The following is a 17,249-nucleotide window of genomic DNA, read 5'->3' on the forward strand; positions in this document are numbered from 1 at the left end:
AGGGCGATTCTCATGAGACCCGAGTTTCCCCGAGGGGGCGCGCAGACACAAGGAAGCGTCGCGCGCTCAGCGTCGCTGGTCCATTGCCGTCCGGAAAGCCTCGTAGTCCGCCAGCCCGAAGCGTGCCGCAATCTCCTCCGCCCAGATCCGCGCCAGTTCGCCTTCGATCGCCGGCGTCAGTTCACGCTTGTGCGCGCCGGTCTCTCCCCGGCGCACCTTGGCGGAGTCGCTGCCCGCGGGCAGGCCGATGCGGCGTTCGCTCAGTTCGCGCATCAGGCGGTCGTCATAGCGGTGGCGGTTGGCCAGCATGTACTCCATGGACGAGCGCTCGAGGGTGAGATCCAGCAACGCATCGTCCAGCGCCACGCCGATGAACTCCGCGATGCGCCTGACGGCACCGGCCCGATCCGCCCGCATGCCTTCGTAGCAGAGCAGCAGTACGTCGCCGTCGCCGCGCCTCGGCCACCAGGAGGCGAGATGATGCCAGTAGTCCCGGCCCTGTCCGCGCGGCAGGAACTTGCCACGGGCGAAGGTCTCCATGTCGATGCTGCCCGGCTCGAAGAACCAGCCCTCCATGAAGTGGTACAGGGAGACCAGTGCGTCACCCGGATTGCGCACGCTGACGATATAAAGCGCGCCGGCCGGCACGCGGTCGGCCGGCAGGTGACTCTTGAACGCGCGGGGCTCCGCTCGCTGGATCGCATCCAGGTCGATGCCGAGGTCGTGAGCCGTTTCGATCCAGGGTACGACCGCCGAGATGTCGTCGAAGCCCTCGTCCCCGCCGGTGCGCAGCGTGTGGACGATCTGCTGCAGCCAGGTGGTGCCGGACTTGGCGAAGGGCGTGATGATCACGTCGTCCGGCCGCGGCCGGAAGGCCATGCCCCGGGCGACGCCCTCGTCGCTGATCAGCGCCTCCAGCGCGGCGGCGAACTGCTCGAAGGTCCGGGCCCGCCGGCCGCGGGGCGGAAGCGTCACTGACGGCTCCGGTCAGGCATAGCCGATCTCGTCCAGGTGATCGTCGTCGATGCCGAAGTAGTGGGCGATCTCGTGCAGCAGGGTCTTGCGGATCTCCATCAGCAGCTCGTCCCGCGGCAGGCCCATCTCCAGATGGGGGTTGCGGAAGATGTAGACGATGTCCGGCAGCTCCGCCACGTCTTCGACGCTGCGCTCGGTGAGCGGGATGCCGACGTACAGGCCGAGCAGCCCGCCGCCCTCCGGGTCCAGCTCCTCGTCGGCCTCGTCCATCACCATCACGTCGATGTTGTGCAGGGCGTCGCGCACCCAGTCGGGCAGGCCGTCGATGGCCTCGCGGACCACGCCTTCGAATTCATTGCGTTTCATCGTCCGGCGAGTTTACCAGCGGGGCCGGACTCCGGTATCCGGAATGCCGGACGGGAAACCCCCGGACGCGATGCCGAAGAGCGACAGCTCAATCGGCGTGCGGGATCCTGCCGACCAGCACCTTCAGGCACTCCGTGCGCATCGCAATGTCCTCTTCCAACAGTTCGATCTCGTTCAGGATCTCCTGGGTGATGGTCTCCTTGCTGGTCTTGGCTGCCATGATGCTATCGAGCTCCTCCAGGGCCGCGCGGAGCTTCGGATGGGTTCGCATGACACCCGATGCCTTGCCCTCGCCCTCGTCCTGTACCCGCGGAAACTTGTAGGTCCGGCTCGACGGCAGTATCGAGCCTTTCGGCCGCTCGTACGTGACCCGCAGGACATCGACGTAATTCAGGCTGGAGATGTAGTAGCGGGCGATCTGCTTCGGACTCTCCACGCCCATTTCGGACAGCGTCGGATAAGCGCTTGAACTGGTCTTGGTCATCTTGTCTGCATCCCCCATGCGATCGTCGGGCTGATCGTGGCCCCGCTATATTGGCAAAAACTGACAACGCTGTCATCTGCCGCCCGCGCCTCAGGTCCGCTCCGGCACCGACCAGCGCCTGAACAGGTCGGCGATCGAGAACTCGCTCAGGTCGGCGAACTCGCCGGCATCGAAGAACGTGCCGAGACAGGAGCCGCATTTCTCGTACCAGATGTGGGGCTGGCGCGGATCCACCATCCGGACCATGCCACCTCCGCAACGCGGACAGCGGTAACGGTCCACCCGGTTCTGCGCCCGGCCCACGGCCACGTCGCCGATATCGATCTCGGCCGCCGCGCGCTTCTTGCGCATTACCCGCTCTGCTTCACCCGCGTCGAACCAGAGTCCGTGACACCGAACGCAGCGGTCGATCTCCGTGCCGTCCACGTCCAGCACCTCCATGTCGGCACGGCATTTCGGACAGCGCATCGCGCCGGACCAGAACACGCCACCGCCCCCGCCGGCGCCCATACCCACGGTGTAGCGCGGCGCGGTCTTCGTCCCGGGCCCCGCCGCCGCCCGGTGCCGGTAAAGGAGCAGCGTCACGATCAGGAACAGGGCCAGCAGTCCCATCAACAGGTAAGACTGCACGTAAGAGGTGCTATCGGCGATCAGGCCGTAGGTCTTGGAGCCGGCGGCGCTGCCCAGGTTGGCGATCGACATGTACAGGGCGAACTGGGTCGCCGAGGCTCGGCTCGCGCAGATAGCCATGGCCAGTGCGATCATGCAGACCATGACGACGGGGTTCATCAGGACCCAGATAGAGAGCATGGTTCTGACGTACAGGGTGTCCGCCCAGAGGTGCTGGGTCTCGGCCAGCAGAAAGGCATGCGCGGCCACGAGCGCGACGGTCGCCAGCATCATCCGCCTGGCTCCGTAGCGGTCGATAAACGGTCCGAGGGCCAGCGCCGCGACCGCGCCGATCAGGCCCATGACGGCGACCAGTTGCGACCATTGGGGGGTAGAGAAGCCGAACACGTTGATCGCCGCGATCGGCATCAGTGCATGACCGTAGCCGCTGACGAGGCCATCGAAGAACATGATGCTCATGACGATGAGGCTCGCCGGTTTCCACAGCACGGCATTCAGTTCACCGAACATCGTGCGGAACGACTGGGCCGGCCGGTGCACCGAGGCCGCGGCCCCCTCGCTCCAGGGCAGCAGCCGTTCACCCTGGCGCTCACGGATCATGACGAACGCCAGCAGGATGATACCGGCGACCGACGCACAGGCGATCGCCGTGACGCCGGTACCGAACGTCACGAGCCCGATGCCGGTCGCAGCCGAGGCGGACGCCCACCCGATGGACTTGCCGAAGGCCATGAAGGCGTTCAGGCGTCCCTGCTCCTCGACGGGCGTGAGATCGATGGACATGCCGTCCACCGCCACGTCCTGGCTGGCCGCGAAGATATTGATCAGGACGCCGAGAAGCATCAGCAGCCCCATCTGCTCGCCGGGGCGCTCGACCAGCGCAAGCCCGAGCAGCGAAAGCGTGAGTCCGAGCTGCATGGCGAGGACCCAGGGACGGCGCCGGCCCATCGCCAGGAACTCGTAGCGGTCCATCAGCGGCCCGCCGGCGATCTTGAAGGCCCAGGGCAGCGTGATCACCGCGAGGAACGACGCGATGTCTCCCGCTGCCACGCCCTCGCTGGCGAGCCAGGCGGGAATCGCAATGCTGAGCAGGCCATAGGGGATGCCCTGCCCGAAATACATCATGGAGCCCGTCAGGAAACGTGCGCGCGGACTGTCGGCAAGAACGGGACTCGTCATGATCGTTGTTCTTCTTTTTTGACCGGGCGCAATATTACAGGTTTTCGTCCGGATGGGCCTGCCCGGGCTCCGCCGGCCCGGGGCAGGAATTGCGCCGCCGGCCACCACTGACATGCCCCGGCCGCACGGTTAGTATTGCCGCTTTCGGGCCGCAGGAAACCACACGATGAATCCAGCGCCGTGCCACACAGCGCCAGCGATGGTCGCGGCAGTCGTGGCGGCCGTGGCCATGACGCTGTCGCCGGCCGCGCCGGCTCATGCGGCGACGTTCGGTGCTGCCGATACCGATGCCGCGAACCGGCAGGCCGGGGAGATCGAGGAGATCGTCGTTACCGCGCGGCGCCGCACGGAGAACCTGCAGCAGGTGCCGATCTCGGTCACCGCACTCAGCGGCGCCGAACTCGCGGCGCGGCAGGTCGATGCCATGGACCAGCTCGGCTTCGTCGTGCCGAATCTGCAGTTCGACAAGGCCGCGCCCTCCTCCGGTTCCAGTTCCGTCGGCCAGATATTCATCCGCGGTATCGGCCAGGCCGACTACACGCCGGTCACCGATCCCGGCGTCGCGCTGTACGTGGACGGCATCTACATCGGCCGCTCGCCCGGCAACGTGCTGGATCTGCTCGACATCGAGCGTATCGAGGTCCTGCGCGGGCCGCAGGGGACGCTGTTCGGCCGCAATTCCATCGGCGGCGCCATCAAGGTGCACAGCCGCCAGCCCGGGTTCGACGATACCGACGGCAGCGTGGAGCTGCGACTCGGCAACGACGATCTGCGCGGGCTGAACTTCCGCTGGAATCTGCCGCTGTCGAACACGCTCGCCGCGAGTTTCGCGCTCGGCCGTCTCGAACGGGACGGCTACGTCGAGCGGCCCTGGGACGGCGTATGGACCGGCGACCGGGATCGCTGGTCGGCCCGCGGGGCGGCGCGCTGGGAGCCGACCGACCGGCTGGCAGCGTCGCTGGTGATCGATTACACCACCATCGACGAGAACGGCGCGCCGGTCGTCTCCGGCGGGGTCAACGACCTGCAGCCTTTCGCGACCTTCGGCAACGCCGTCCTCGAGAGCTGCGAGGCGGTGGTGATCAACCCGGCCTTCGACGCCACGCCGGCCGGCGGACCGCCCACCTTCCCGTCGCCGGGCGCACCCACCGGCAGCGCCCCGGGTTGCTACGGCGCCGGCTCGGTGCCGGGCCCCTTCGTCTCCGAGGGCACCTTCCCGGTCACCTCCGAGCTGGACAGCGGGGGTGCCGCGCTCACCGTGGACTGGACCCTCGACGAGCGCTGGGGCGTGCGCTCCATCACCGGCTACCGCGAGATGGACATGTTGTCCTCGCGGGACGGCGACAACACGCCCGCCAACATCTTCGCCACCCGCGACGACTTCGAGCACGAGCAGTTCAGCCAGGAGCTGCAGCTGCGCTACGCCGCCGACGACCCCGGCCTCTCCGCGGTTCTCGGGTTGTTCTACTACGACGAGTCCGGCTTCAACCTGGTGGACGTCACGGTGCCGCCCGGCGCCATCCAGAGCGGCGGTTTCTACGACAACCAGTCCTACGCGGTCTTCGCCCACGGCACGCTGGACGTGACCGAACGGCTGGCGCTATCGGCGGGCGCGCGACACACGGAGGACCGCAAGACCTATCTGCCGGACCAGTTCTCGCTCGGCGATGCCTCGGCCGGATCGGCACCCGGCCTCTTCCCGCCGACCTGGCCGGAACTCGCCGGCTTCTACCTCGCGCCGACGGGCCCGCTGGCGGCCGGCGAGCGCATCCTCGACTACCGCGAAAGCGAGCTCGCCTTCGACGCGACGGACGTCACCGTCGACTTGAGCTACCGGCTCTCGGACGACGCGCTCGGTTACGTCACCTTCGCCACCGGTTACAAGAGCGGCGGCTTCGACCAGCGCTTCGTGGGCCCCACGTCGGATCGTGCGCCGAGTTCGTACCGGCCGGAGTCGGTGGACAGCCTGGAATTCGGCCTGAAGACGTCGTCCTTCGGCGGGCGCCTGCGGGCGAACGTGGCCGTGTTCGATGCCGACTACGACGACCTGCAGATCATTGTGCGCGAGTCTTTCAACCCGCTCACCTTCAACGCCGGCGACGCCAGGGTGCGGGGCGGAGAACTCGAGCTGGAATGGTTCGCGTCGGCGGACTGGGAGATCGGCGTCTCGGCGGGCTACCTGGACACGGGTTACCGACGCCTGAACCAGGCGGCGCAGGACTCGGGCGTGGAGCTGGGCAACCGGCTCGCGAACGCCCCGATGTGGAGCCTGGCCGCCGGCACCGCCTACCGCCTCGGCCTGGGACGCCTGGGCGAGGTGACCGCGCGGGTGGACTGGTCGTGGCAGGACAGCGAGTACCACGACGCGGTGAACAGCCTGCGCATCCGCCAGTCCGCGTTCCATCTGGTGAATGCCTCGCTCGCGTTCGTGCCGCCCTCCGGCCGCTGGCAGCTCACGCTGGCGACGCGCAACCTGTTCGACGAGACTTACATCGTGACCGGCAACTCCGCTTTCGACACACCCGCCGCCTACGTGGAACGCGTCTATGGTCGGCCGCGGGAGTTGCTGGCCTCGCTGCGCTACGAGTTCTGATCGGCCGCGCATGAAGACGACATCGGGAAACACCCGTAAGGGCGACTCCGCGGCGACTACACCGAACATCTGGCTGCTCGGCATGCGGCCCCGCACCCTCACCATGGCCGCGGCACCCGTCGCCGTCGGTGCGGCCCTCGCATGGGGAGAGGGGGTGACCCCCGACTGGCTCACGTTCGTGGTGACGCTGGCCTGCGCGGTGCTGATACAGATCGGCACCAACCTCTTCAACGATGCGAGAGACGGCGAGCGCGGCGCCGACGGGCCGGACCGCATCGGGCCCGTGCGCATCACCGGCGCCGGCCTGGCCCAACCGAGGCAGGTGCGGCGCGCCGCCCTTGCCTGCTTCTTCGCCGCCCTCGTCGCCGGCATCTACCTGGTATTCGTCGGCGGCATCCCGATACTCGCCATCGGCCTCGCCTCGCTGGTGGCCGGTTACGCGTATTCCTCGGGTCCGCGGCCGCTGTCGCACGGACCCTTCAGCGAGACCTACGTGATCGTCTTCTTCGGGCTGATCGCGGTGGCGGGCAGCTATTACCTGCAGGCAAAGGTGCTGCCGGGCACCGGCGTCCTGCTGACCGGCATCGCCATCGGCAGCTACGCCGCCGCCGTGCTGCTGGTGAATAACCTGCGTGACACGGCCGCGGATCTGAAAGCAGGCCGCAGAACGCTGGCCGGCCGGCTCGGCACACGCGGCTCCCGCTGGCTGTACGGCTTCCTCCTGCTGGCGCCCTTCCCGCTGCTCGCCGCCGCCTGGGGCGTGCGGCCGCTCGGCTACGTCTGGCTTGCCCTGCCGGTCTGCCTGTGGGCGATCGTGCTGTTCGCCCGCATGCCGGTGGGCCCGGGGATGAACGCGCAACTCGGCAGGACCGCCATGATCCAGGTGCTTGTGGGCGTGCTGCTGATCGTGGAAAAGCTCACGTGAACCCGGTGCTCTCGACGCTGCTGCCGGCGGGCCTCGCCTTCATCATGTTCGCGCTCGGGCTGAAGCTGAGCCTCGCGGACTTCCGCCGCATGCTCACCTATCCGCTGGCGGTGGGGCTGGGGCTCGCGGCCCAGACGCTGCTGCTGCCGCTCACCGCATTCGGCATCGCCTTGCTGTTCGACCTGTCGCCGGAGGCCGCGGTCGGGCTGATGATCCTCGCGGCCTGTCCGGGCGGCGTCACCGCGGCGATGATCACGGACCTCTCGCGGGGCGACACCGCCCTGTCCGTCACGCTCACCGCGTGTACGAGCCTGCTGTCGTTCATCACGGTGCCGGTCACCGTCGGTCTGTCGCTGCAGCACTTCCTCGGTCAGGCGGCGCCTGTCGATTATCCGCTGGGCCAGGCCATCGGCAGCCTGTTCCTGATCACGCTGCTGCCCGTCGGGGTAGGTCTCGCCCTCAATCAGGCCGGATGGCTGGCGTGCCGGGTGGCGAAGCTGATCGGCAAGGTGGCGACCGCCGTGTTCCTGATGATCGTGTTCGTGACCTTCTACACGGAATGGCCGAGCATCACGGAACATTTCTCGAAGGTGGGTCCGGCGATCCTCGTGCTGAACGTCACGACGATGGCGACCGGCGCCCTGCTGGGGGTGATCGGGCGCCTGCCCACTGCCGGCCGGATCGCGCTGGCGGTGGAGTGCGGCATCCAGAACAGCGCGCTGGGGATCACGGTGGCGGTCAGCCTGCTGAGCGTGTCCGGGCTGGCAGTGCCGAGCGTGATCTATGCGTTCCTGATGAATATCACGGCGCTCGGGTTGATCGTCGTGCGGCAGTTGCAGGTGGGCCGCGCTATGGCGCCGCCTGCGTGAGCAGCGCAGCCGGCCGCTAATCGTCGGTTTCGACGGCGCCGATATCGGCGTTGAGGTCGGCCGGCCGGGGGTTGCCGCGCTGATCGGAATCCAGTGAGTCGATGCCGACGACCCTCTCGGCGAGTTCTACCGTGATGCCGTTGAAGTGACTCTGACCGGGACCAAAGAGCGAGACCCAGACGTCGTCGTTGATGCGGGCCGCCCCGATGCCGCTGATCTGGTCCGTGCCCACTGCAGCGATTTCGCCGGCGAGCGCGGCATCGAGATGATGCCAGAACTCGATGTAGGCATGGTTGTATTCCCGTTTCGGCCACGTCTGCGCAGGACCGCACCAGTACGCCTGCTCCAACGTATCCACCACGACGCCGTCGCAGTTGCGGTATTGCTGGGCGCTCGCGGCATCCGGATCGACATCCGACAGATAGCCCTGAAAATAGTCCCGGAAGTCGCGGGCGAATCCCGGTTGACCGTGGGTCGCCTCGATCCGGTCCAGCACCAACGGAAGAAGCAGCGGATTCATACCCTCGTCGGGCCCTCCGTCCAGCTCGCCGAGCACCTCGGTGACCTCGTAGTCACTGGCCGGAATCTGATTCAGAGCGCTGCCGGCGGGATCGTAGTAGAGCACGGCGTAAGGATCGGCCTCGACACCGGCGGAACCGATGAGCGTGGAACGCGTGGCGTTGCCGAGCACCTCAACCGGGATGACGCCGTCCACGTCGTTGGGCTTCGGATAGTGTCTGCGTGACAGCGAAGCCCAGCCCGGCTCTCCGACCGGCACCAGAATCTGGCTGAAATCGATGACGCCGATCCGGTTGTAGCCCATGCTGCGGAACTCGAAGACGGACCCCGTGAATACATCGTGGGGATAGACCGTGCCGATGGTATAACCGGCCGGTCCGGCCCCTTCGATCTCGTGCACCGTATTGCCGACCACGATGGAGTGGCCGATGACCATGTCCTCCACGGCGTGCGCATCGCCGATGGTCGCGGCAATACCGCCTGCCATATTCGGCTTGTCCAGCTCATTCGTCCGCGATTTTCCGAATACCTGATTCTCGACGACCGTGCTGCCCTGGATCTGCATGTAGCCGTTGGACATGTAGAGGCCGGCGCCTCGCCAGTAGCCGATATCCAGCAGGTCGAACAGGAAGGGAGGCAGTACCGGCGGTTCGACGAGGTTTCGCGCGATCGTGCTGTTCTCCACATGAATCCGGGTCGAGAGCCCGATGCCGCCGCCGTCCGAATACACACCACCCCCGTACGCGAACAGTCCGGTAATCCGGTTCTCGGTGATCGCGGACTCGACGATCGACGAGACGCTGATCCCGGTGTCGCGCCCGCCCACTGAAAAGACGCCACCGCCGGCCGCGCCGCCCCCGTAGACCGTATTGCCGCTGACGATGCAGTTCTCCATCCGCACCGTGTCCGCATAGACACCGCCGCCGTAAGCGCCGCCGTCACGCGAAGTATCGGCATCGTCACCGACGGCGTGATTATCGTAGATGGCGCAGTCGATCAGGGTGGCCACACCCCAGACAGCGAGTCCGGCGCCCCGCGCAAGCGTCGATGTCTGGTTGTCGTCCGGGTGCTGGCCAATGTCTTCGGCCACATCGAAGACACTGTTGCCACCGGTGACCGACACATTGTTCAGCGTCAGGTCGCCGGACACCGCCAGCACCCTCGCCGGCTCTGCACCGTCCCAGTTCACGGTTATGCCCCGGGGAAGCGCCGACGCATCGATGACGACGTCCTTGTTCGCGAACAACGCAGATCGGCCGTAATCCCGATCGAAATATCCGACCAGGTAGGAGATATTGTTCGCGGTGTCGAAGCCCATGACCTCGCCGACCAGCACCGTATGCTCTTCGTCCACGAGGATCAGATCGATCGTCCCGCCGTCGAGGCTCGGATCGAAGGTGATCGGCTGTCCGGACGAAGCGGATGCGAGAGCCGATCGCAGGGTTACCGTGCCACTTGCAGGCGACCCGTCGTCCAGCAGCGTGTTGACGACGATCGCCGGTGGCTCAGTTCCACCTCCACCGTCACCGCCACCGCCACCGCCGCAGCCGGAGATTCCCGCCAGGGATACGAGACACAGCCCGGCGATCCCGGCGACGCGGTACCAACTCCTGAGCAAATCCGACCTGTCCTGCATCGAAAACACCTCCAAGGACTCCGACCCACCCGCAGACAGCGAGTTCGGCGCGGAAAGACGAAACTCGTCGCATTATAGGTGCGTCATCCCCGCCCGAGAGTCCAGGAATGACGCAGTGAAGGGGGCGGGATTCAGCCGTGGATCGGCCGTCACTGGTCGTCGCATGGCCGGACTGCGCTCGATCCTGCTTCTAAACCGTTGATTTTGCCCAAATGGTTGACAATGCGTTCCGGAATAAGAGATAAAAAATCAAAATACCAAGAAAAATAGAGGGTTCTCTTGATTCATCAAGAAGATCAGGACTCCGCGCGAGAATCGGCGGGCACTCTCCTGGCAACGACTCTGAGAGTGCTTTTGGGGTTGGCGATCCTGCTGCTCGGCGTGTGGAGTGCTTACGACCAGTCCGCACGGAAAGCGGCAACCGAGAGCGCACTCGAGGAATTGCAGGATGCCGTAGTCGACGGCTTGCCAGTCATCTCGGCCGACACTCTCACCAACCAATACGATGGGGAACTGGTACTGATCCGGGGCGAGTTGGCGGGCGGGAGCGTTGCCGACCCGCTGACCGGCGTGACACTGAACGGGGTTTGGCTCAAACGCCTGGTCGAGCTCCGTCAGTGGGAGCAGCGTTCGCGCTGCAGGCGAAGCTCAACCGGCAGCGCAAGAGATTGCAGTGTCTACTACAACCGTGTGTGGAGCCTCGACCTCATCGATTCCGACAAATTCGCCACTCCAATCGTTGGCGAGAGCAAGCACGTCAACCCGACAGAAAAGCCGTTCGAGGAACCCAGCTTTGTGACGCAGACGCTCGATCTAGGCGTGTGGAGCGTCCCCACGGAATTCTTCACCTCGGCATTCGAAAGGCGAACCGTCACCGCCGACGACCTTGATTCAAGCGAACTCGATGCGAATTGGTGGGCCGAAGGAGGCTACGTCTATAGCCGGAATAATCCCGACGTCCGCTTCCGCTACGACGCCACGTTTGCGCCCGTGGGTCCCGTGAGCCTGATCGCCATTCCTGACAACGGAAGGTTGACTCTCACCGAGGAGCTGGCAGGCGCACCGCTGCTCGCAGCAGGCATGGTGGAGGCGACTGACATTATACAAACGGCGGGAGGACAGGTGCGGGATATCCAGCAGCACTGGATCTTTTTCACGTTCGCCGGACTGATGCTACTGATCCAACCTGTCGCTCGACAATTCAGCCGCCTCGATAAGCTTACTGGCGCACCGTCCGGCAAGCGCTTCGCCATGACCGTCGGCGTGGCTGCGGCGATCACGGCCGTAATCGGCCTGCTGCTGCCAGAATGAAGGTGTGCTGGTATGGCAAACAGTAGGAGAGGACTGATGCGACGATTGGCAAAATTGACAGTTATCGGAGTCGGCATACTCCTGGCGGGCATGCCGGCGGCACACGAACTACCGGGCGGATTGATCCTTCATCTCCCGTTTGACGGCTCCCTGCAAAATCAGGGCAGTCTGCCGTTGGAAGTACAGACGATTGCTGCCGGCGGCGAACCGACTTCGTCACCAGAATTTCGCGAAGGAAAATACGGTCAGTCGGTATTTTTCCCGGGCGACAAGGCTATCCGGTTACCCCTTGATATCAACTACGAGCTGTATCCGCAGCTGACCATCTCCGCCTGGGTCTACGTTGAAGGCGATGGCAACGGCTATATCGTGTCCAACCGGTCTCCCACCGGACCGACGATGACCGTGGGAAGCCGCGCTGTCGGTGCGAAAGGGCCAAGGGCGCAGATTTCAGAGACAGCCGTTCGGCCGGACCGCTGGTTATTTGTTGCCGCAGTCTGGGACAAAACGGCGGGCACGATGCGGCTGCACTATGATCGCCGGTCGGAGACTGCCGAGCTTGCGGAGAAGTCGCGTCCGGGCGAGATCGATCTATGGGTCGGGGCCTGGGATGACACGCTGCAGGGTGTTCTCAAGAACGTACGTATCGACGACCTCAGAATCTACGATCAGGCGCTAACGCCCGAGCAGCTTGAAGGACTCTGGATGGGGCAAAGCGTGGCCACAAGCCGGACCCGAACGCAGGCGATCACCTCTCAGGAAATCAATGCACAGAGTGGAGCGGGGACCGCGGCGGGAGACGACGGCCAGACCGCCATTACGCCGGGCCAGGTTCAATATGATCCGGGTCAGGTGTCAGACGACGAACTCAATCCGAACTTGGGACTCTCGGAACCGGGCGATCAGGATGCTCTACGAACTCTGCCCGGTGATCAGTACGACACGCAGACATTACCTGGGGATCAGTACGACCCCCAAAAGCTGCCGGGCGATCAGTACGACCCGCAGACTCTGCCTGGCGATCAGTACGACCCGCAGGCGCTGCCTGGCGATCAGTACGACCGGCAGACGGGTGACTCGTCGCTTTCCGACGCGGAGGCCTTTCAACGCCTGCGGGAACAGCAGGAGGCGAGTTCTGCCAAGGATGGTTCGTCGGGTACTGCCAGCAGGGCCAGTCTGGCCGGGAATCTACCCACGACCAGCGAGGTCGAGTCGAGTATAGAGCAGCAACTCGACTCCGAAGACGATGCGATATTCGCAACCGGGGACTCAGAGCTCGAGCAGATGATTCGTGAAGGCAGTGATCCGGCTACCGTAGAAGGGTCTTCGGTCACCAGCGGTAGCACGACAGCGACCGATGAAACATCGACGGACACGACCCGACGGATTGTCGGCTGGAAGTTCGGAGACGAACGTTACCGGTCTGCAATTTCCGGAAAAAAGGGAGACATCGTAAAGCCACACGAATTCGGAGGGGATAAGAAAGGCTTTAACCGATTGGCTGTTTGGGAAACAAACAACGTCCCATGCAGAGTGCTTTTGTATTCGTGGTCAGAAATCGCTTGGAATACAAATCAATGTGATTGGGCGCTTAGTCTTTCACAAGAGCTTGATGTTTCGATTGGCAACTCCACCGTTACCGCAATTTCGGTGTGCTCCAGTGAAAACTCAATATCGAAGAATCGTGTAAAAGGCATCAATATCCGCGGCCATCGAATTCTTTCGGATGGCTCTTTCGGCACTTATCGCGAGGACACTGAGAAGCATACTAACTGTGTGGAGCCTTGGCACATGATGACTGCATGTGGAGTCGGCGATGCTGCCACCGGTCTTGTCGCGCATTTCGATACGCGCAGCGGCTCGGAAGAGCTCGTCGGTCTGAGCCTTTACTGTCGCAAGGTCGTTCCGATATACGAATAAGCATCGGCATTCAATACGGCGACCACGCATTCGCACGGAGACATTGTATTGCAGTTTGACATCGATCGTACCCGCGCAAACTGAACGGATAGAGGGGGAGAACGCATGACAACTATTATTAAATTCCTGATTGCCGGAGTGGGCGTATTTCTGGCCGGTCTGTCGTCGGCGGTTTATGCGAGTAACGACGTAATGCCCGACGACGCGGCCCCCTTCACTGCCTACCAGTCATTCCTCGGGGCACGCAGCCAGGCATCCTCTGTTGAGGACATTTATGCCTACCTGCCTTCGGCACAGGTCAAACAGCTCGAGGCGATGCCGCCGGAGCAACTGGAAGGCATGAGCCGAATGCTGTTCGCACCGCAAAGCGCCGAAGACCGACAACCGACGGCCGACGAGATCGTCCTTGCGGACGTGATGGAGGATGGCAGCAGCGCACAGCTAATGCTGGAAACCGAATCGGTGGAGAACGACGTTCGCACGGCCATGACGGCCACCGTCGACATGGTGCACGAGAGCGACGGCTGGAAGGTCACCGATCCCCGGCCTGCATCGTGGCGCGTGACCAGCCGGATGCCGGCAACCCAGCCAGCAACTCCCGCCGTGGCAAAAGCCGGGCCGGGTCGCACCGACTGGCCGGGTGTCGTCGTTACGAGCCCCGCACAGTTCAAGCTGATCACCGAGCGTAAACTCGAAGCTGTCGAGAATCCCAACAAGATGCGTTGGGATCCGAATGGGAATTACCTGTTAATCGGCAACAATAACAAGATTGCGAACTACGCTCTGCCTGACCTCCAGCCATTGTGGAGCGGATGGGCAAACAGCACTTTCTTCGGCGGCACGTTGAGTCACGATGGGAGATCGTATTTAACAGAGGGCCGGTCTCGGCTTCCGATACGGATCGACCTGGCGCTGAATGCGGCACTCGATGCGCCACCCGATGCGCCTTTTTTCGAAGGACTGGATCTGGCGCCGAAGCGTGACTCGATTGGCGAGGTCTATCGTTACGGCCTCGAACAGTATCACCCGCAACAGGACGTGGCGGCCTTTGCTCTGTCCGGAGAGAGCGGCGACGTGATCGCTTTCACGGGTTCGGCCGATACGCCGGCGGACATCCCGGCCGAGACGCCGGAAGGATCGCTCGTCTGGGCGCCGGATGGATCGGCGCTCGCCTATACCAGCCGCTTTCGGCAGCCAGGCGGTGCAACGGTCGTCCATGCCTATCCGGAGGGAAACGTCCTTCAGCGTCTGTCCGTGGCTGAATTCAGTCCTGGCTCGGTCCTTTTCAGCCGCGACGCAAAAAGCGTGGCCAATGTCGGTGGCAATAATGACGGCAATATGGTCGCGGTCTGGACGGTCGGCAGCGGCGAGTCTCTTGCAACACTGGATGGGCTGGAGAAGGTCGTATTCGGATCAGACTCCGGGCAGATCTTCGGCGTGCGCGCAGCCGGGGCATCAGTCGAGGAAGGCATCAGTGACACGCTCGTCATCTACGACATTGCTGGCGGAACAGAAGTGGCCAGCTTCACGGCCTTTCCAAAAGGCGACCATACCTATCCGGCAAACATCTCACTGATTGGAATTAGTCCCAACGGGCGATATCTGGCGGTCGTCGCCAGGCAGAACCGTGAGCATATATTGAGGCTCTGGGAAATCACGGAGGAGCTGTGATACCGGAACGGCATTTCCGGCGGAGGAGACGCTGAGCACTCTGCTGCCCTCGTTGGCGTCGGAATTCTCCAAGTCCGCCCGCTCGCGGGAAGAAAGGGCGTTTACCGAGTCTCCCTGCAGAGACTCAGTGAATGCCTGCTTGTCTGGCGGACGAGCTAGTCCGGAGCGAACGATGCTGCGGAGACAGAAGCCTGCCGCCGCTCATATGCATCGCTGTATCTGATTATCCTGCGGGTTGCGAGTCGATCGCCGTTCCGGAATTCGGGGCCCCGCGCCGTCACTTCCAACATAGCCTGACCTATCTGCGTGGCCCCCACCGCCGCCCCGACGGGTGCAAAAAACCAGTAGAGCAGATCCTGACCCAAATGCGCTTCCTCTCTTGTTGGACCAATGTAGTCCGGCCGATAAGCGATCACGCGGAGATTCGAACCTTCCGCAACGCCGAAGAGCGTATTCTCCGCACGCACTTTCTCACGCGCCCACATCATGCGCGAATCCTCTGAAATGTCGCTGGAACTAATGTAGTGGAACGAGATATCCGGATTGTCGCTGACACCGAGCCACTCCCGGACGAACCGCACCGGGAAATCCACGTGGATCCGACCGTAGGTTTCCTCGTCGACGTTTACGCTACTCGTCCCGATGGCCCAGTAGACGGCATCGGCCGATGCCATTTGCGCGTGGAGTGCCGAATAATCGAGGTAATCCCGGTGCAGCGTCATTTCTACCTTGCCCGAAGCCACGCCTGCATCGATCCGGGGCGTCGAACGCCGGGTGAACACGTAGATCCGGGAGACGTCCGGATCGGCCAGCGCGGCTTTGAGTATTCCGTCGCCTGCGGTCCCGCTGGCGCCGAAGATCGCGACCGTATGGTGCCGGGAAGGCGGCCCTTCAAGCCGTGCAATCACTCGGTCGTCCACCAGCGAGGAAACGAGCAGACCCAGGTAAAGGAATGCAAATAAAACCAGCGGTGCGAGGAAAATCGTGCGCGCCCGAAGAAGTCTCATCGCTCGATATCCTGGCACCGGTGACGGAAACCAGGGCCGGTCGGCCTGGCGTACCAATCGCATGCGGAATTGACGCGGTGCATCGAGCCCGGTATCTCTGTCTGATGTCCCATTGTCAGAATTGCCATCGCAGGCTCGACGGACCCTACTGTGCAGCCTGCGGTCAGCGAGACATCGATCTCGAGCGGCCGGTCTGGAGCCTGATTCGGGACGTCGTCAAAGAGACCTTCGAACTGGACGGGCGGGCAGCCGTGACGCTCAAGACCCTGTTTCGCCACCCTGGAATGCTGACATCCGAGTTTCTTGCCGGTCGTCGCCAGACCTTTACGCCGCCACTGCGGCTCTATCTCGCAATCAGCATCTCGTTTTTCGTTCTTTTCGCCTGGTTCGCACAAAGCGGCGCCTTGCTCGATCCCGGTCAGGACCCGGGTTTCGATGCGGCCGTCCAGGCGCGTTTTCTGTCCGAGGATTTGCCGCGCCTGATGTTCATCATGCTGCCCGTGTTCGCGCTGCTTCTGAAGATTGTCTATCTCAGGCGACTGTACTTCGACCACATGATTTTTTCGCTTCATTTGCACAGTGCAGCCTACGTGATACTCGCCGTGATTCTATCGCTCGAGAACCTGTCCGACCGGCATACTACCTTCCTGATCTCTCAGTTTGCCCTGTTCGTCTGCTTCCTCGCCTATTTCCTGGTCGCTGTGCGCCGCGTCTATCAATCAGGCTGGCTGACGAGCGTATTGAAGTCGGCCATTGTGTTATTCGGCTATACGCTCGTAGTCTCCGTCGTGATCGAGAACACCAGCAAATTCAGGATCATCGCGGACTAGCCGAGCTGCCGGCAGAGGCCGGTACGCGAGAAAAAAAGGGCCGCGGGGGCCCTCTGATTCTGGCGGAGGGGGTGGGATTCGAACCCACGGTACGCTGACGCGCACACCTGATTTCGAGTCAGGCCCGTTCGACCACTCCGGCACCCCTCCGTACTTGAAAAGCGGGTTGGCGGCCTAATTATATCAACAGGTTAGGTGCCGCACCGCCCGATTGCACGTTTTCGGTGCGGACCGCGCCCGGTTGCCGCATTGCCGGGAATGGGCTGCGGATCATGGTCACGTGTGAGACGGCTGTCAAGCCGCGGCCTCGTGTGGCGCCTATAATGAAGATACG

General features: G+C 63.6%; 13 protein-coding genes and 1 tRNA gene. 7 read left to right on the forward strand and 7 right to left on the reverse strand.

Annotation, left to right across the window (positions count from 1 at the left end):
* Positions 1-66: 66 nt before the first annotated feature.
* The 4 genes from ACJMKX_RS09475 to ACJMKX_RS09490 all read right to left on the reverse strand — a co-directional run bounded on the left by ACJMKX_RS09475 (position 67) and on the right by ACJMKX_RS09490 (position 3,634).
* The gene (locus ACJMKX_RS09475; protein WP_405224097.1) at positions 67-975 is read right to left on the reverse strand and encodes a sulfotransferase domain-containing protein; all 909 of its coding nucleotides are present in this window, start codon (positions 973-975) and stop codon (positions 67-69) included.
* Positions 976-987: 12 nt separating this feature from the next.
* Positions 988-1,341, reverse strand: a complete 354-nt coding sequence (locus tag ACJMKX_RS09480; protein WP_405224100.1) for a metallopeptidase family protein — start codon at positions 1,339-1,341, stop codon at positions 988-990.
* Between the two features lie 88 nt (positions 1,342-1,429).
* Positions 1,430-1,825: a DUF3461 family protein gene (locus ACJMKX_RS09485; RefSeq protein ID WP_405224103.1), complete on the reverse strand. Its 396-nt coding sequence runs from the start codon at positions 1,823-1,825 to the stop codon at positions 1,430-1,432.
* Positions 1,826-1,915: 90 nt separating this feature from the next.
* On the reverse strand, positions 1,916-3,634 hold the full coding sequence (locus ACJMKX_RS09490) for an MFS transporter (RefSeq protein ID WP_405224106.1): 1,719 nt from the start codon (positions 3,632-3,634) through the stop codon (positions 1,916-1,918).
* 166 nt (positions 3,635-3,800) lie between these two features.
* On the opposite strand from ACJMKX_RS09490, the gene ACJMKX_RS09495 reads away from it, so the two are divergent.
* Genes ACJMKX_RS09495 through ACJMKX_RS09505 form a run of 3 tightly spaced genes read left to right on the forward strand, consistent with a single transcriptional unit; the run spans position 3,801 to position 8,021 of the window.
* Entirely contained in the window at positions 3,801-6,227 is a 2,427-nt protein-coding gene (locus ACJMKX_RS09495; protein WP_405224109.1) for a TonB-dependent receptor, read from the forward strand.
* Positions 6,228-6,237: 10 nt separating this feature from the next.
* Positions 6,238-7,152: a 1,4-dihydroxy-2-naphthoate octaprenyltransferase gene (menA, locus tag ACJMKX_RS09500; RefSeq protein WP_405224111.1), complete on the forward strand. Its 915-nt coding sequence runs from the start codon at positions 6,238-6,240 to the stop codon at positions 7,150-7,152.
* Positions 7,149-8,021: a bile acid:sodium symporter family protein gene (locus ACJMKX_RS09505; protein WP_405224114.1), complete on the forward strand. Its 873-nt coding sequence runs from the start codon at positions 7,149-7,151 to the stop codon at positions 8,019-8,021. The genes menA and ACJMKX_RS09505 overlap by 4 nt, the downstream gene beginning before the upstream one ends.
* A gap of 16 nt (positions 8,022-8,037) precedes the next feature.
* Here the strand turns inward: ACJMKX_RS09505 and ACJMKX_RS09510 are convergent, their stop codons facing one another.
* Positions 8,038-10,176 (reverse strand): hypothetical protein, encoded by a 2,139-nt coding sequence (locus tag ACJMKX_RS09510; protein WP_405224117.1) that lies wholly within the window; start codon positions 10,174-10,176, stop codon positions 8,038-8,040.
* Between the two features lie 360 nt (positions 10,177-10,536).
* Here ACJMKX_RS09510 and ACJMKX_RS09515 point away from each other — a divergent pair, with 360 nt between their 5' ends.
* The 3 genes from ACJMKX_RS09515 to ACJMKX_RS09525 all read left to right on the forward strand — a co-directional run bounded on the left by ACJMKX_RS09515 (position 10,537) and on the right by ACJMKX_RS09525 (position 15,078).
* Positions 10,537-11,487, forward strand: coding sequence for a TMEM43 family protein (locus ACJMKX_RS09515; protein WP_405224120.1), 951 nt, complete (start codon positions 10,537-10,539; stop codon positions 11,485-11,487).
* Positions 11,488-11,523: 36 nt separating this feature from the next.
* Complete coding sequence (locus ACJMKX_RS09520) at positions 11,524-13,407, forward strand: LamG-like jellyroll fold domain-containing protein (protein WP_405224123.1); 1,884 nt, start codon at positions 11,524-11,526, stop codon at positions 13,405-13,407.
* A 105-nt stretch (positions 13,408-13,512) separates the two neighbouring features.
* Positions 13,513-15,078, forward strand: coding sequence for a WD40 repeat domain-containing protein (locus ACJMKX_RS09525; protein ID WP_405224126.1), 1,566 nt, complete (start codon positions 13,513-13,515; stop codon positions 15,076-15,078).
* A 155-nt stretch (positions 15,079-15,233) separates the two neighbouring features.
* Here ACJMKX_RS09525 and ACJMKX_RS09530 read toward each other — a convergent pair whose 3' ends face one another.
* Positions 15,234-16,085 (reverse strand): Rossmann-fold NAD(P)-binding domain-containing protein, encoded by an 852-nt coding sequence (locus ACJMKX_RS09530; RefSeq protein ID WP_405224128.1) that lies wholly within the window; start codon positions 16,083-16,085, stop codon positions 15,234-15,236.
* A 104-nt stretch (positions 16,086-16,189) separates the two neighbouring features.
* Here ACJMKX_RS09530 and ACJMKX_RS09535 point away from each other — a divergent pair, with 104 nt between their 5' ends.
* Positions 16,190-16,915, forward strand: coding sequence for a DUF3667 domain-containing protein (locus ACJMKX_RS09535; RefSeq protein ID WP_405224131.1), 726 nt, complete (start codon positions 16,190-16,192; stop codon positions 16,913-16,915).
* A 60-nt stretch (positions 16,916-16,975) separates the two neighbouring features.
* Here ACJMKX_RS09535 and ACJMKX_RS09540 read toward each other — a convergent pair.
* Positions 16,976-17,065: transfer RNA gene (locus tag ACJMKX_RS09540), tRNA-Ser, on the reverse strand.
* Between the last annotated feature and the right edge of the window lie 184 nt (positions 17,066-17,249).

Source organism: Lentisalinibacter sediminis, assembly GCF_040706615.1.
In the GTDB taxonomy this organism is placed as follows: Bacteria; Pseudomonadota; Gammaproteobacteria; order Steroidobacterales; family Woeseiaceae; genus Lentisalinibacter; species Lentisalinibacter sediminis.

Excerpts from the sequence above, each read along its gene's own strand:
- ACJMKX_RS09535 (WP_405224131.1), top strand. The coding sequence starts at position 16,190 with ATGTCCCATTGTCAGAATTGCCATCGCAGGCTCGACGGACCCTACTGT.
- ACJMKX_RS09510 (WP_405224117.1), bottom strand. The coding sequence starts at position 10,176 with ATGCAGGACAGGTCGGATTTGCTCAGGAGTTGGTACCGCGTCGCCGGG.
- ACJMKX_RS09525 (WP_405224126.1), top strand. The coding sequence starts at position 13,513 with ATGACAACTATTATTAAATTCCTGATTGCCGGAGTGGGCGTATTTCTG.
- ACJMKX_RS09495 (WP_405224109.1), top strand. The coding sequence starts at position 3,801 with ATGAATCCAGCGCCGTGCCACACAGCGCCAGCGATGGTCGCGGCAGTC.
- ACJMKX_RS09480 (WP_405224100.1), bottom strand. The coding sequence starts at position 1,341 with ATGAAACGCAATGAATTCGAAGGCGTGGTCCGCGAGGCCATCGACGGC.
- ACJMKX_RS09530 (WP_405224128.1), bottom strand. The coding sequence starts at position 16,085 with ATGAGACTTCTTCGGGCGCGCACGATTTTCCTCGCACCGCTGGTTTTA.
- ACJMKX_RS09485 (WP_405224103.1), bottom strand. The coding sequence starts at position 1,825 with ATGACCAAGACCAGTTCAAGCGCTTATCCGACGCTGTCCGAAATGGGC.
- ACJMKX_RS09520 (WP_405224123.1), top strand. The coding sequence starts at position 11,524 with ATGCGACGATTGGCAAAATTGACAGTTATCGGAGTCGGCATACTCCTG.
- ACJMKX_RS09490 (WP_405224106.1), bottom strand. The coding sequence starts at position 3,634 with ATGACGAGTCCCGTTCTTGCCGACAGTCCGCGCGCACGTTTCCTGACG.
- menA (WP_405224111.1), top strand. The coding sequence starts at position 6,238 with ATGAAGACGACATCGGGAAACACCCGTAAGGGCGACTCCGCGGCGACT.